General features: G+C 64.5%; 8 protein-coding genes. 3 read left to right on the top strand and 5 right to left on the bottom strand.

What is annotated here, in order from left to right:
* Window position 1: 1 nt before the first annotated feature.
* On the bottom strand, window positions 2-1,396 hold the full coding sequence (locus K6301_RS10725) for a circularly permuted type 2 ATP-grasp protein (protein ID WP_202402138.1): 1,395 nt from the start codon (window positions 1,394-1,396) through the stop codon (window positions 2-4).
* 333 nt (window positions 1,397-1,729) lie between these two features.
* On the opposite strand from K6301_RS10725, the gene K6301_RS10720 reads away from it, so the two are divergent.
* Complete coding sequence (locus K6301_RS10720; protein WP_247216799.1) at window positions 1,730-2,614, top strand: DMT family transporter; 885 nt, start codon at window positions 1,730-1,732, stop codon at window positions 2,612-2,614.
* 24 nt (window positions 2,615-2,638) lie between these two features.
* Here K6301_RS10720 and K6301_RS10715 read toward each other — a convergent pair whose 3' ends face one another.
* From K6301_RS10715 to K6301_RS10705, 3 genes are all read right to left on the bottom strand, one after another.
* Window positions 2,639-4,378: a peptidoglycan D,D-transpeptidase FtsI family protein gene (locus K6301_RS10715; protein WP_247216798.1), complete on the bottom strand. Its 1,740-nt coding sequence runs from the start codon at window positions 4,376-4,378 to the stop codon at window positions 2,639-2,641.
* A 219-nt stretch (window positions 4,379-4,597) separates the two neighbouring features.
* A complete protein-coding gene (locus K6301_RS10710) occupies window positions 4,598-6,007 on the bottom strand; it encodes a DEAD/DEAH box helicase (protein ID WP_247216796.1) in 1,410 nt (469 codons plus the stop codon).
* 352 nt (window positions 6,008-6,359) lie between these two features.
* A complete protein-coding gene (locus K6301_RS10705; protein ID WP_247216795.1) occupies window positions 6,360-7,460 on the bottom strand; it encodes a DNA alkylation repair protein in 1,101 nt (366 codons plus the stop codon).
* A 208-nt stretch (window positions 7,461-7,668) separates the two neighbouring features.
* Here K6301_RS10705 and K6301_RS10700 point away from each other — a divergent pair, with 208 nt between their 5' ends.
* Window positions 7,669-8,121, top strand: coding sequence for a host attachment protein (locus tag K6301_RS10700; protein ID WP_247216792.1), 453 nt, complete (start codon window positions 7,669-7,671; stop codon window positions 8,119-8,121).
* A gap of 7 nt (window positions 8,122-8,128) precedes the next feature.
* Here K6301_RS10700 and K6301_RS10695 read toward each other — a convergent pair whose 3' ends face one another.
* A complete protein-coding gene (locus K6301_RS10695) occupies window positions 8,129-9,721 on the bottom strand; it encodes a trimethylamine methyltransferase family protein (RefSeq protein ID WP_247216790.1) in 1,593 nt (530 codons plus the stop codon).
* 206 nt (window positions 9,722-9,927) lie between these two features.
* On the opposite strand from K6301_RS10695, the gene K6301_RS10690 reads away from it, so the two are divergent.
* Window positions 9,928-13,554 carry a PAS domain-containing hybrid sensor histidine kinase/response regulator gene (locus K6301_RS10690; protein ID WP_247216788.1) on the top strand — a complete coding sequence of 1,209 codons (3,627 nt, stop codon included), beginning with the start codon at window positions 9,928-9,930 and terminating at the stop codon, window positions 13,552-13,554.

The following is a 13,554-nucleotide window of genomic DNA, read 5'->3' as shown; positions in this document are numbered from 1 at the left end:
CTCAGTCCTCCAGTACCCAGGTGTCCTTCGTGCCGCCGCCCTGGCTGGAGTTGACCACCAGCGAGCCTTCTTTCAGCGCCACGCGGGTCAGCCCGCCGGGAATGATCTGCACCTTGTCGGACACGAGCACATAGGGTCGAAGGTCGACGTGCCGCGGCGCGATGCCCTTGTTGACCATGATGGGAACGGTGGAAAGCGACAGCGTCGGCTGCGCGATATAGTTGGAGGGCCGGGCCTTCAGCTTTTCGGCGAAGGCCGCGCATTCCTTCTTCGAGGCGGTGGGGCCGACCAGCATGCCGTAGCCGCCGGAGCCGTGCACCTCCTTCACGACGAGTTCGCTCAGATGTTCCAGCACGTATTTCAGGCTGTCCTCTTCCGAGCAGCGCCAGGTCGGCACGTTCTCCAGCATGGCCTTGCGGCCCGTATAGAACTCGACGATCTCGGGCATGTAGGAATAGATCGCCTTGTCGTCCGAAATGCCGGTGCCGGGCGCGTTGGCGATGGTGATGTTGCCGGCGCGGTAGACGTCCATGATGCCGGGAATGCCGAGGGCGGAATCCGGCCGGAAGGTCAAGGGATCGAGGAAATCGTCGTCGACGCGGCGGTACAGCACGTCGATGGCTTCGTAGCCGCGCGTCGTGCGCATCTTCACCTTGCCGTCGACGACGCGCAGGTCCGAACCCTCCACCAGCTCCACGCCCATCATGTCGGCGAGGAAGGCGTGCTCGTAATAGGCGGAGTTGAAGATGCCGGGCGTCAGCACCGCCACGCGCGGCTTGCCCGAACAGCCGGGAGGGGCGAGCGAGGCAAGGCTCTGGCGCAGGAGTTTGGGATAGTCCTCGACGGGCCGCACCTTGTTGATGTGGAACAGCTCCGGGAACATCTGCATCATGGTTTCCCGGTTTTCCAGCATGTAGCTGACGCCGGAAGGGGTGCGGGCATTGTCTTCCAGCACGTAGAACTGGTCTTCGCCCGTGCGCACGATGTCGGTGCCGACGATATGGGTGTAGACGCCGCCCGGCGGCTTGAAGCCGATCATCTGCGGCAGGAAGGCCTCGTTGCGCTCGATCAGCTCACGGGGGATGCGGCCGGCCTTGATGATTTCCTGCTTGTGGTAGATGTCGTCGAGAAAGGCGTTGAGGGCGATGACCCGCTGTTCGATGCCCTGGGCGAGCTTGCGCCATTCGCGGCCGGAAATGATGCGGGGAATGATGTCGAAGGGGATGAGCTTTTCCGAGCTGTCTTCGTGCCCGTAGACCGCGAAGGTAATGCCTGTCTTTCGAAAGAGGTTTTCGGCTTCCTTCGATTTGGCGATCAGGCGGGCCCGATCCTGCCCCTCGTACCATTCATGATAGTGTTCGTAAGGCTGGCGCGGGTTCGAAGCCGCATTCATCATTTCGTCAAATGCCAAAGGCGTGTTCCCCTTTTTTCCCATTTGAGTACAACACAAGAGGCAATGCAAGAACCATGCTCAATTAGCGATGAAGAATTCGCGTGAGGGTTGGCGCGCCGGCGAAACCGTCCTGCTCGGCCCTTCGCGATCGCAAACGAGGCCGGCTTGCCTGCGCGGCGGCGGGGCCGGGTGGAGTGGTTGCTCAAAAAAACGGCAGTTGCCGCAGGGCTGATCGGCCACATTTTTTGCTGAACCTAAGCTTCAGGGAAATTCCTTTGACCGGCACGCGGGCGGGCCTTATCGCTCGCGCACGATTGTTCTCCTGCCGGTACATCCATGTCGCTCGACCGCCTGGCGCCTGCCATCTTCATTCTGCTCTGGTCGACCGGCTGGGTGGTCGCGAAATATGCGACCATCGTCTCCGAGCCGCTGACCTTCCTCGGCGTCCGCTACCTCGTCGCGGCCGTGCTGTTTGCCGGCCTGTGCCTGGCATCGGGCGTGTCCTGGCCGCGGGACGGGCGCACCATTGCCCACGCCGTCATCTCCGGCGCGTTCCTGCACGGTTTTTATCTCGGTGCGCTGTGGTGGGCGATCGGGCAGGGGGTTCCGGCAGCACTTTCCTCCATCATCGCCGCGCTGCAGCCGCTGATAACCGCGCTCGCCGCACCGTTCTTCATCGGCGAGCGGCTGAGTACGGCGCAGAAGGCGGGCCTCTGTCTCGGCTTTTCCGGCGTGCTGCTTGCCGTCGTACCGAAGTTCTTCGGTCATGGCGCGTCCGAGATCCCGGCCTTCGCCATCGTCATCAACATGCTCGGCATGGCGGCCGTGACCTATGGAACGATCTACCAGAAGCAATATCTGCGCACGGGCGACATCAGGGCGATCGCCACGCTGCAATATATCGGCGCGCTGATCGTGACCGTGCCCTTCGCGTTGGCGCTCGAGACGCAGCATATCGATTTTGGCTTTGCCTTCGTCGCGCTGGTCGCCTGGTCCGTTCTGGGCATTTCGATGGGCGCGATCCTGCTGCTGCTCTATCTCCTGCGCCGCGGACAGGTCTCGCGCGCAGCATCGTTGATCTATCTGGTGCCACCGCTCGCAGCCCTCCAGGCGGCCGCGGTCTTCGGCGAGGAACTGACCGTCCCGATGATCCTCGGCACGACCATCGTGGTCGTCGGCGTCTATCTTACCAACCGCAAGGACGTCGCTCAGGCTGCGTGACGGGACGCCGGCCGCACGGTCCTCTCAGTAGTCCACAAGCTCCAGTGGATTGTCCGTCGTTCCGAACGTGGGGTGTACGCCGAGCAGGGCGGCCGAGCGCGCGATGATGTCCTTGGTGATGGGCGCTGCGGTCGAGGCCGCGGTGCGCCCTCCGTTCTCGCCGGTCTTCGGCGCGTCGACGAAGGTCAGCACGACGTAGCGCGGCTTCGCCATCGGGAAACCTGCAATGAAGGCGTTGAAGTTGATATCCTTGGCGTATCGCCCGTTGATCACCTTGTCGGCCGTGCCGGTCTTGCCGCCAACGTCGAAGCCCTCGACCTGTGCAGAGCGGCCGGAGCCGTTCACGCCGTTCCAGCGGTAGAGGAAGCGCATGTCGTCGCTGGTCTTGTCCTTCACAACCGCGCGGGCGATCTCGGCGGCCGCATCTTTCGACCGGGGAAGGAAGGTCGGGTTGATGAGATTTCCGCCATTGATAAGCGCCGCCGCCGCGACGGCCGTCTGAAGCGGTGTTGTGGCGACGCCGTGGCCGAAGGAGATGGTGACCGAATTGATCTTCTTCCATGTCCGCGGCTGGGTGGGTGTCGCGACACCCGGCATCTCGGTTTCCATCTTCGACAGGAGGCCGAGCCGGGTCAGGAATTCGCGATGCCCGTCGATGCCGACCCGGTCGGCGACGGCGGCCGTGCCGATATTGGAGGAATACTGAAACACCTCCGGGATGGTGAGAGGCCGGTTTTTGCCCCTGAAATCCCGGATGGTGAAGCCGCCCATGCGGATCGGGCGGGAGGCATCGACCACGGAGGACAGCGTGATATGTCCCGCGTCGAGCCCCATGGCGAGCGTGAAACCCTTGAAGGTCGAACCCATTTCGAAGGTCGCGTTGCTGACCCGGTTGAACCAGCCCTTTTCGTAGTCCCGGTCGATGCTGCCGTCGGCCAGCGTGCGCGAGGGCTGGTTTGGATCGTAATCGGGCACGGAGGCCATGGCGAGCACCTCGCCGGTCTCGGCATCGACGATGACGGCGCCGGCGGCTTCCGCCTCGTACTTGGTCATCGCGTTCTGGACTACATCGCGGACGATGTGCTGGACACGCAGGTCGATGGATAGCCGCACGGGCTCCATGCGCGTGTCGTTGGTCAGGCCGGCGGCTCTCAGATCGGCATAACCCTGCTGGTCGATATAGCGCTCCATGCCGGCCAGCCCGAGATTGTCGATGTTGACGTGGCCCACGACATGGGCTGCGGTTGGCCCGCCGGGGTAGAAGCGCCGTTTTTCCGGCCGAAAGCCGATGCCGGGGATGCCGAGCGCGAGAATGTCGGCCTGCTGGCGCGGCGTCAGCTGGCGGCGCAGCCATTGGAAGGCCGACTTCGATTTGAGCCTGCGGTGCGTTTCGCTCCAGTCGAGGTCGGGCATGACGGTGGCAAGCTTCTCGACGACCTCGTCGGCATCGATGACCTTGCGCGGCTCGGCATAGAGCGAGACCGTGTTGATATCCGTCGCCAGAAGCTGCCCGTGGCGATCGAGGATATCGGGGCGGGACGCGACGGTGTGCCGGTTGACGTTGATGGCGCCCGCCGTCAGCGTGTCCGTCAGGCCGTATTGCACGAGGCGCGCGCCGACGCCTGCGTAAAGCATGACGAAGCCGGCGATGAGCAAGGCGATGCGCCGGCGCGGGTCGGGCCGTGAAAGCAGCACGCCGCGGTTCGCCTTGGCCCGGATGGTGAAATGAGCGCGGCTCCTCAGCCTCACGATGAAGGATATCATTCGGGCAAAACTCACGCATGAAACGAAGCGCAAGCTTGCCTGCCGCCGGCCCGAAAGCCAACGGACGGCCGGGCAACTGGCCGTGTGTCGTTAAAACTGCATTAATATACATTTAAAATTGGCAAAGACGGCTTAACGCTTTCGCAGCGATGAAGAGTCGCCTTGCACAGACGAAAACGGCGGGCCAAGGCCCGCCGTCTGCATTGATCTGTCTTTGGCTCAGGCCTGTTCGCGGCGCTGGCCTTCCGGCCGGCGCGGCTTGCCCTGACGCTGCGGACGGCCCTGGCCGTTGCCGCCGCCATGGTTGCGGTTCTGGCGTTCGCCCTGCTTCTGGGCGGGGCGACCGTGCTGTGGACGCTTGGCGCCCGAAGGGGCTGCACCTTCCGCTGCCTGCGCGCCATCGCCGAAGGGCTTGCGGGCCGGGCGCTGGCCGGCGCGGCCGCCGCCGTTGCCGCGACCCTTGCGCGACTTGCCGCCGGGGCCGGCGGTGATGACAGCAGGCGCTTCGCCGCTGGCGACGGTGATCTGGATGCCCATCAGCTTCTCGATGTCGCGCAGCAGGTGCGCTTCGTCGGGCGTGCAGAAGGCGATCGCGATGCCGTCGCGGCCGTTGCGGGCCGTGCGGCCGATGCGGTGGACATAGGCGTCCGGCACTTCCGGCAGGTCGTAGTTGTAGACATGCGTGACGCCGGGAATGTCGATGCCGCGGGCGGCGACGTCGGTCGCCACGAGGACGCGGATCTCGCCGTCACGGAAGGCCTTGAGCGCGCGCTCGCGCTGGCCCTGGCTCTTGTTGCCGTGGATGGACGCGGCCTTGAAGCCAATATGGTCGAGATGCTTCATCAGCTTCTCGGCGCCATGCTTGGTGCGCGAGAAGACGAGCGACAGGCCATCCGGATTGTCGGTGAGCGTCTTGCGCAGGATCTGCGCCTTCTGGTCCTTGCCCGGAACGTGGTGGACATACTGTTCCACCTTGTCGGCGGCCTTGCCCGGAGGGGTTACTTCGACCTTCTTCGGGTTGACGAGATATTCGCCGGCCAGTTCGCCGATCAGTTTCGGCATGGTGGCCGAGAAGAGCAGCGTCTGGCGGTTCTTCGGCACCATCTTGGAAATCTTGCGCAGGTCGTGGATGAAGCCGAGGTCCAGCATCTGGTCGGCCTCGTCGAGCACGAGGTAGCGGGCCTGCGTCAGCGTCACCGACTTGCGGGCGACGAGGTCGAGCAGGCGGCCGGGCGTGGCAACGAGAATGTCCGTGCCGCGGGACAGCATTTCCGACTGCTTGTTGATGGAGGCGCCGCCGACGACGGTGACGACACGCAGCGGCGTCTTCTTCACGAAGTCGCGCAGGTTGTCGGCGATCTGGTTCACCAGTTCGCGGGTCGGGGCGAGGATGAGGGCGCGGATGTTGCGCGGGTCGGGACGGCGGGCGTCGGCCAGCAGCTTCTCGATCATCGGCAGGCCGAAGGCGGCCGTCTTGCCGGTGCCGGTCTGGGCAAGGCCGATCAGGTCGGAGCCTTCGAGGACGAGCGGAATGGCCTTTTCCTGGATCGGCGTCGCTTTTTCGAAGCCGAGAGCGGAGAGGGTAGCGACGATGGTCTTCGAGAGGCCGAGGTCGTGAAAAGTGGTCAAGTCAAATACCTTTCGGGGCGCCAAACGACTTTCCCGTGCAGTTCCGGACGCAAAACCGCGTCACACTTTTGCTGGAACTGCTTCAGGCCGGAACGCACCATGCGTTTCCGGTTTCGTTCGGCGTCAAGAACCCCGCGTGAATTGGGAACTTGTGGGTTGGTTGGCAGTCGTCTGCGCAGTCATCCGAAAAACGGCAGTCGGATCGTTCTCTTGCGCTTGTCCTTCTTAGCATCCCTAAAGCGGGAAATCGCAGGCTCGCTCACGCGGCGGCCGAAGGGCGACGCTGGGCCTCATGTCGTTGTTTTACGGCAAAAAGTCAAGTCCTGATTTCGCAGCTGCGAAAGCCGAACCTTCATTCCATGCGCAGATCGAAGTCGGCCGACGCGGATATGGTGCCATTGATCAGCACCTCGATGCGGTGCGTTCCGGGATAGTAGACGCGCGTGGTGATCGCCCGGATGGCGTGGTCCTTGGTGATGGTCTGGCGCGCACCGGCAGGCAGGTCGAGCTGCTTCCATTTGAAGACCTTCGGCGCCAACGTGCCGTTCGCCTTCACATGGTGGATGGCATAGTCGATCATCAGCCGCTGCGGGGTCGTGTCGCCGTTGGTGACGTCTATCGAGAAGCCCAGCTTGTCGCCGAAGACGACGACGGGCGTAGCGACCGCCAGTGTTGCCTCTATGCCCCTGGCGGCGGCAAAGCCGAAATTGGCGAGCGCCTTGGCATCGCCCTTTTTGAGCAGGGTGCGCGAGGCGTGGCGCAGCAGTTGCCGACGCTCTGGGGAAGCGCCCTCGATATGGCGCTCCACGAAATCAGCGACGAGGGCAGGATGGTCCTTTGCGATGTCGTTCAGGCTGTTGGCGACGGAGCGGCGCACATAGTCCTCGGGGTCGTCGAGAAGGGCAACCAGGATGGGCAGGATCGGATGAGGGTTCCTGACGAGACCGGGCAGGCGCATGGCCCAGGGCAGGCGGGGCCGGGTGCCCTCGCTGGCGAGCCGGCGGACATGGTGATTGGGATCCGTCACCCAGCCGGAGATTTCGGCAAGCGCCCGGTCCTCATCGGCGTGGATGAAGCGGCGAATGCCGAACTCGGCGGTGAAATGCGGCGTCAGCGCTTTCAGGAGTGCGAGCGACAGATCGAAATGCGCGAGGCCGTATTCGGACACGAACTGGTTGACCGGCAACAGCGCCCAGCCGGAGAGACCGGGCCGGCCTTCCGCCGGCAGGGCGCGGTGCAGGATGCCGGCGGCAGCGGGATAATCGGCGGGAAGGGTTTGCGCCAGCGCCTGACGGATCCGGTCGGCCCGCTGCATCAGCTCGAGCGCATCCATGCCGGCGGTCGCCAGCTCCGTGAACCGGCCGCCGTCGAAATCGGGCGCCGCGCGGGAGATATGCGTGGCCATCTCCTTCACGAGCCCGGGATGCAGCAGGTTCTTCAGCGGTTCGGCCATCGGTCTTCTCCTGTCGGTGGGCGAGTTTACCGGGCGTCTGCGCCACGGTGATAGGGGGCCGCACGGCTTTCCAACAGCTTCGTGCGTACCGCCACCCGGAACCGGAAAGGGCGCCTTGCGTTGGATGATACGTATCTGGCCACAATCATGTGGGATGCTTCTCGGTGCAGACGATCTGCACTGATGAACCTTGCTACGGGAGTGAAATATGACCGCTACGACTTGGATTCTCGCCGCCGACGGCAATCAGGCCCGCCTCCTCAAGGGCGTGAACCTGCTGAAGGACGAACAGCAGAGCCCTGAGCAGGAAGTCTTCCGCTGGGAGCCGAAGCGGGTGCAGGACATCATGGCCGACAAGCCCGGCCGCAGCCATTCTTCGGTCGGCCCCGGCCGCTCCGCCATGGAATATTCCAGTGATCCGGTGCGTGACGAACAGCAGAAATTCACCGCCGAGGTGGCCGGCCGTATCGATGATTACGCTGCCGAAGGCGCCTTCGACCGTCTGGTCGTCTGCGCCGCCCCGCAGACGCTCGGCGATCTCCGTAGCAAGCTTTCCGACAAGTCCCGCACGCTGACCATGGCCGAGATCGACAAGAACTTCTCGAACCTGCCAACGGAGAAGCTGATCTCCTCCGTCCGCTCGATCATGTTCAACGCGTGATCCCGGTTTAGAAGTCCGTGGGAACGCCGCCCTCTTCCTTGCGCCTTGCGACGAACGCGTCCAGTTCGTCCTCGATCGCAGGGTCGAGCGGCGGCCGCTCATAGGCGTTGAGCTTTTCCTTGAAGACCCGGTTGGCGTGATCGTAGGTGGTCGGCCGGCCGGCTTCCGTCCAGGTCTCGAAATTGCGCCAGTCCGACAGGATCGGTGAATAGAACGCGGTTTCGTAGCGCGCCAATGTATGCGGCGTGCCGAAGAAATGCCCGCCCGGGCCGACATCGCGCACCGCGTCCACACCCAGCGCATCCGCGCTCACATCGAGCGGCGTCAGGAACTCGGCCACCATCTGCAGCATATCCACGTCGAGGATGAACTTCTCGAAGGACGCCGTCAGGCCGCCCTCGGTCCAGCCGGCCGCATGCATGATGAAATTGCCGCCGCCCTGGGTCAGCGCCCACAGCGAGAAGGCGGACTCATAGGCCGATTGCGCATCGAGCGTGTTGGACGCATTGGTGTTGGAGGTGCGGTAGGGGATGTTGTACTTGCGGGCGAGCTGGCCGCCGGCAATCACCGCCTTCATGTATTCCGGCGTGCCGAAGGCCGGTGCGCCCGTCTTCATGTCGACATTCGAGGTGAAGCCGCCATACATGACCGGCGCGCCGCGCCGCACCATCTGCGTGAAGGCGATGCCGGCGAGCGCTTCGGCATTCTGCTGCACCACCGCGCCGGCGACGGTGACCGGCGCCATGGCGCCCGCAAGCGTGAAGGGCGTGACCACCACGACCTGGTTGCGCGACGACATCTCGATGATGCCTTGCAGCATCGGCCCGTCGAGGCGTAGCGGCGAGGAGGTGTTGATGATGGTGAAGAGCGAAGGCTCGCGCTCCATCTGCTCCATCGAGATACCGCGGCCGATACGGGCGATCTCGATGCCGTCGAGATTGCGCTGCTTGCCGAGCGAATAGACGTGGAACACCTTGTCGGTGAGCTTCACGAGGTCGGACAGGCAATCGAGGTGGCGCACCGAAGCGTGGATGTCGACCGGCTCGACGGGATAGCCGCCCGTCGTGTGGATGACATCGTAGGACTGGGCGAGCTTCACCAGCTTGCGGAAATCTTCCTGGTTGCCGGCGCGGCGGCCACCCTCGCGGTCCGCCACGAAGGGTGCGGACGCGACCTGCGCGAAGACGAGATTGTTCCCGCCGATCTCGACATTGCGATCGGGATTTCGCGCATGCATCGTGAAGCCCGACGGCACGGAGGCGATCATGTCCATGATGAGGCCGCGGTCGAAGCGCACCCGGTCGGTGCCGGGCGTGACGTCGGCGCCGGCCGCCTTCATGCGCTCGCGGGCTTCCGGCAGGATGATATCCATGCCGATCTCTTCAAGGATGGTGAGCGAGGCCTGATGCACGGCCTCGAGCGCGTCTGCCGAAAGCACGGCCGACGGGGCCGTCGTGTTGATGAGGTTGAGATATTTCGCGGTGGCCGGCGGTCTTCGCACCCTCTCGGCGCTGCGTCCGCCGGTGCGGCGACGGCGCTCCAGCGGCGCGTCGGCCGCTTGATGGTCGAGATGGTTTTCGAGCTTGATGACGTCACCCATGCGGCGCGACCCCGGTCTGTTCTGCCATTCACGCCTTTTCGCATATCTGCCGGCGGCATGCGCAGCCATTTGCGACAGGCAAGCGCCCTGATGGATAAGAGTCCCTCAAGTCGTGGCAACGAAGTGTTAACCATCCGTTCAAGGATTGGTGATACTCCCCGAGCTGTGTGAAACCTTCCTTCCGTGCCGCTTCGGGGAGTACTGGCATGGCCGAAACGCAAGACGAGTTGCTGGAAGCGGCCTGCGCACGGGTCCGCGCCCATCCGCATCCGGCCTATGTCAAGAGCAGCGAACTGCGCTATCTTTCGGTCAACGCGGCCTATGCGGACCTCTTCGGCCTGGATGCTGCGACGATGATCGGCCAGCGCAGCGACGAGATCGGCGAGGCCCCGGGTCTCGGCGACCGGGACGACCCGGAACGTCGCTGTCTCGTCTTCGGCAATCCCGAACAGGCCCGTTTCATCCATCCCTACGGCGGCGGCAGTTTCGACATCGCGCTTCGTCGTGAGCGCCTTTCGCCGGCGCTCTCCATCCTCGTCGGCCTGTTCACGCCGTCGGCCGCCACCGCCGCGCCTCCTCCGGCAAACGGCAACGGAACGCTTCCTGCAAGCCCCGACAGCCGGGAGGGGATCGTGGATGCGCTCGAAACGCTGGGCGCGGGCGTCGCCGTCTTCGGTTCGGACAATCGTCTGACCTATGCAAACCGCGTGATGCGGGAATTCTACAAGGGGCTTCTCGGCGACGCGGCGGATGGATCGGTCGATCTTGCCGCCGTTGCCGCCGCCCTTCATGACCTTGAGGTCGGGGAAAGGCCGCAGGCCGAGCGCGCGGCCTGGATCGCAGCGCGCCTTGCCAGTTACGATCTGCCGCTCTTCGAGACCATCGTTCGGGTCGGCGAGGGGTGGATGCGCATCGTCACGCAGCGCCGGCCGGACGGCGCGCTTGTGGTCCTGCGGATAGACGCGACCGCCGTGCGCGACAGCGAACATCGCCTGACGCAGCAATTGCAGGAGATCAGCCTCTACCGCGCGTTGCTCGACGAGCTTCCCGTCGCCAGCTTCATGCGCGACGAAGAGCAGCGCATGATCTTCGCCAATCGCGCCTTCATCGAGCTGACCGGCCGGCAGCCGGAAGAACTGCTCGGACGAACCACGCGTGAGATGTATCCCGAACAGGGCGAGGCGTTTCACGAGCAGAACCAGTTCGTGCTCGACACCGGTGAACTCGTCGAGAGCGAGATCGAGTATCTGCTTGCGGACGGCTCCGCCTTGCCCACGATTTCGCGGCTCTACCGCGTCACGACGCTGGACGAGAAGCGTTACCTGATCGGCTCGATCACCGACACGACCGTGTTGATGAAGCGCGAGGCGCAGCTGATCGAGGCACAGCGGCAGGCCGAAGCCGCCCGCGCGGATCTCGAAAGCGTCGTGGAATCGCTGCCGGTCGGCATCGTTGTGGTAGATGGCATCGGCGTCATCGAGCTCGTCAACGGCGCCTTCCAGTCCTTGTGGGATGGCGCCTTGCCGCCCATGAAGGGGCGTCCGCTGGGGCAGCTGATGCGGTTCCTGCGCGAGCAGGGCGGAGAAAGCGAGGGCGGCTGTGGCTCGAGCCTCGAAAGTCACGAGCAGGCGCTGTGTTCCATTCGGTCCGGCACCCGATCGGCACGCGAGGTTGCCTATGCGAACGGCCGCACGCTGATCGAGGCCGGCTGCACGATTTCGGGCGACCGCTGCCTGCTGACCTTTATCGACATCACGGACCGGCGTGAACACGAGCGCGAGGTTCTTCAAACCCGCAGCGCGCTGGAAGAGGTCGGCAGCCTCATGAAGGACGCGGTTTCCTCGATGAGCCAGGGCCTGCTCATCGTCGAAGACGGGACGGTCGTCCTGTCCAACGAGGCGCTGGCGTCGATGATCGCGATGCCGCCGCACCTGCTGCAGCCCGGCGCGCGGCTTGAGGATCTGGTGCAAAGCTGCGTCGACCGCGAGATCGCGGGTTTCGTGGGCGACGAGCCGGTCGAGACCAGCGCGTTCGGGCGCATCCTCTTCACCGGAAAGCCGGCCACGCTCACCGTCTTCAGCGGGCACAAGCGCTGGCTGCGCCTGGATGTGACGCCGACGGGACGCGGCCGCTCGGTCATCGTCTTTTCCGACATCACGGACATCAAGAGCCGCGAGGACGAGTTGCGCCGGCTCGTCTCGCATGCCGAGATGGCCGACCGCGCCAAATCCGAGTTCCTGGCCAATATGAGCCATGAAATCCGCACGCCCATGAACGGCGTGCTCGGCATGGCCGAACTGCTCGCCAAATCGCAGCTCGATACGCGCCAGAAGACCTTCATCGACATCATGGTCAAGTCGGGCAATGCGCTCTTGACGATCATCAACGATATTCTCGATTTCTCGAAGATCGATGCCGGTCAGATGACGCTGCGCGATGTGGTGTTCAACCCGGTCGAGGCCGTGGAGGATGTTGCGACGCTGCTGTCGGCGCGCGCGGCGGAAAAGGATATCGAGCTCGTGGTGCGCGGCGCGGCCAACATGCCCGCCGCCGTCAGCGGCGATGCCGGGCGCTTTCGCCAGATCATCACGAACCTCGTCGGCAATGCGGTGAAGTTCACCGAGCGGGGCCACGTCCTCATCGACCTCGCCTCGCGCCCGACGGAAACGGGCGTGGAGATCGTCATCCGTGTCGAGGATACCGGCGCCGGCATTCCCACAGAGAAGATGGAATCGATCTTCGAGAAGTTCTCGCAGGTCGACAGTTCCTCGACCCGGCGCCACGAGGGAACGGGTCTCGGCCTCGCCATTACGGACGGGCTGACGCGCCTTTTCGGCGGCACGCTGGAGGCAAAGAGCGAGATCGGCACGGGCTCGGTCTTCACCGTGCGCCTGCCGATGGCGCTTGCCGTTGCACCGGTGCCGGACCGCATCGTGCCGGCCCGGGTGAAAACCGCAAGGATCGTCGTGGTCGATGCGCATGCGCTGTCACGCAAGGCGTCTCACGATATGCTGCTCGACTGGGGGTTCGACGCCACGGCGGTCGCCTCGGAAGACGAGGCGCTTGCGGTGCTGGCGGCGGCCGAGGATGCCGGCGTGCGGGTCGATGCCGTCATTCTGGATTACCGGCCGGATCATTCCCCTGCCTTCGTTGCGGCCCTTCGCAACCATCCCGGCACGGCGGCCATTTCGTTGATCGTGCTGACCTCGATGAACCTGTCGTCGGAAGACGACATGCTCGCCGGGCAGGATGTGCAGGCGCATCTCATGAAACCGGTGCGCGCGGACCAGCTCCACGAGACCGTATCGGAGGTGCTGCGTGCGGCACGCGGCGCCAAAAACCGGGGCAGCACCCCGCCGGCGGTGGAAAACAATATCCTGCCGCTGCGCCCCGCCTCTGCGACACCCGCAGCACAGTCCGAGGGCGAGACGCTCGATGTCCTTGTGGCTGAAGACAACGAGGTCAACCAGATCCTTTTCACGCAGATGCTGACCGCGGCGGGGCTGCGTTTCCGCATCGTGGGCAATGGCGAGGAGGCGGTCGCGATCTTCCGTGAAAGCCGACCCGGCGTCATCCTCATGGACATTTCCATGCCGTTGATGAACGGGCTGGAGGCGAGCCGCGCGATCCGCGCGCTGGAGCGGGGCACCGGCAACCGCGTTCCCATCATCGCCGTCACGGCGCATGTGCTGCACGGCGACCGCGAGGAATGCCTTGCCGCCGGCATGGACGACTATCTCGCCAAGCCGATCAGCACCGAGAAACTGGAAGAACAGCTCGACCGCTGGCTGAAGCGCAGCAAGGCCGCCGCGGCAAACGGCAGGCCGCACTGA

This window comes from Shinella oryzae (genome assembly GCF_023038235.1).
GTDB classification, from domain to species: domain Bacteria; phylum Pseudomonadota; class Alphaproteobacteria; order Rhizobiales; family Rhizobiaceae; genus Shinella; species Shinella sumterensis.
Note: the sequence above shows the minus strand (reverse complement) of the source record. Positions and strands in the feature narration are given on the sequence as shown.

What these genes read in the sequence shown, in the direction of transcription:
- K6301_RS10725 (WP_202402138.1), bottom strand. Translation starts at nt 1,396, where the DNA reads ATGATGAATGCGGCTTCGAACCCGCGCCAGCCTTACGAACACTATCAT.
- K6301_RS10720 (WP_247216799.1), top strand. Translation starts at nt 1,730, where the DNA reads ATGTCGCTCGACCGCCTGGCGCCTGCCATCTTCATTCTGCTCTGGTCG.
- K6301_RS10715 (WP_247216798.1), bottom strand. Translation starts at nt 4,378, where the DNA reads ATGATATCCTTCATCGTGAGGCTGAGGAGCCGCGCTCATTTCACCATC.
- K6301_RS10705 (WP_247216795.1), bottom strand. Translation starts at nt 7,460, where the DNA reads ATGGCCGAACCGCTGAAGAACCTGCTGCATCCCGGGCTCGTGAAGGAG.
- K6301_RS10700 (WP_247216792.1), top strand. Translation starts at nt 7,669, where the DNA reads ATGACCGCTACGACTTGGATTCTCGCCGCCGACGGCAATCAGGCCCGC.
- K6301_RS10695 (WP_247216790.1), bottom strand. Translation starts at nt 9,721, where the DNA reads ATGGGTGACGTCATCAAGCTCGAAAACCATCTCGACCATCAAGCGGCC.
- K6301_RS10690 (WP_247216788.1), top strand. Translation starts at nt 9,928, where the DNA reads ATGGCCGAAACGCAAGACGAGTTGCTGGAAGCGGCCTGCGCACGGGTC.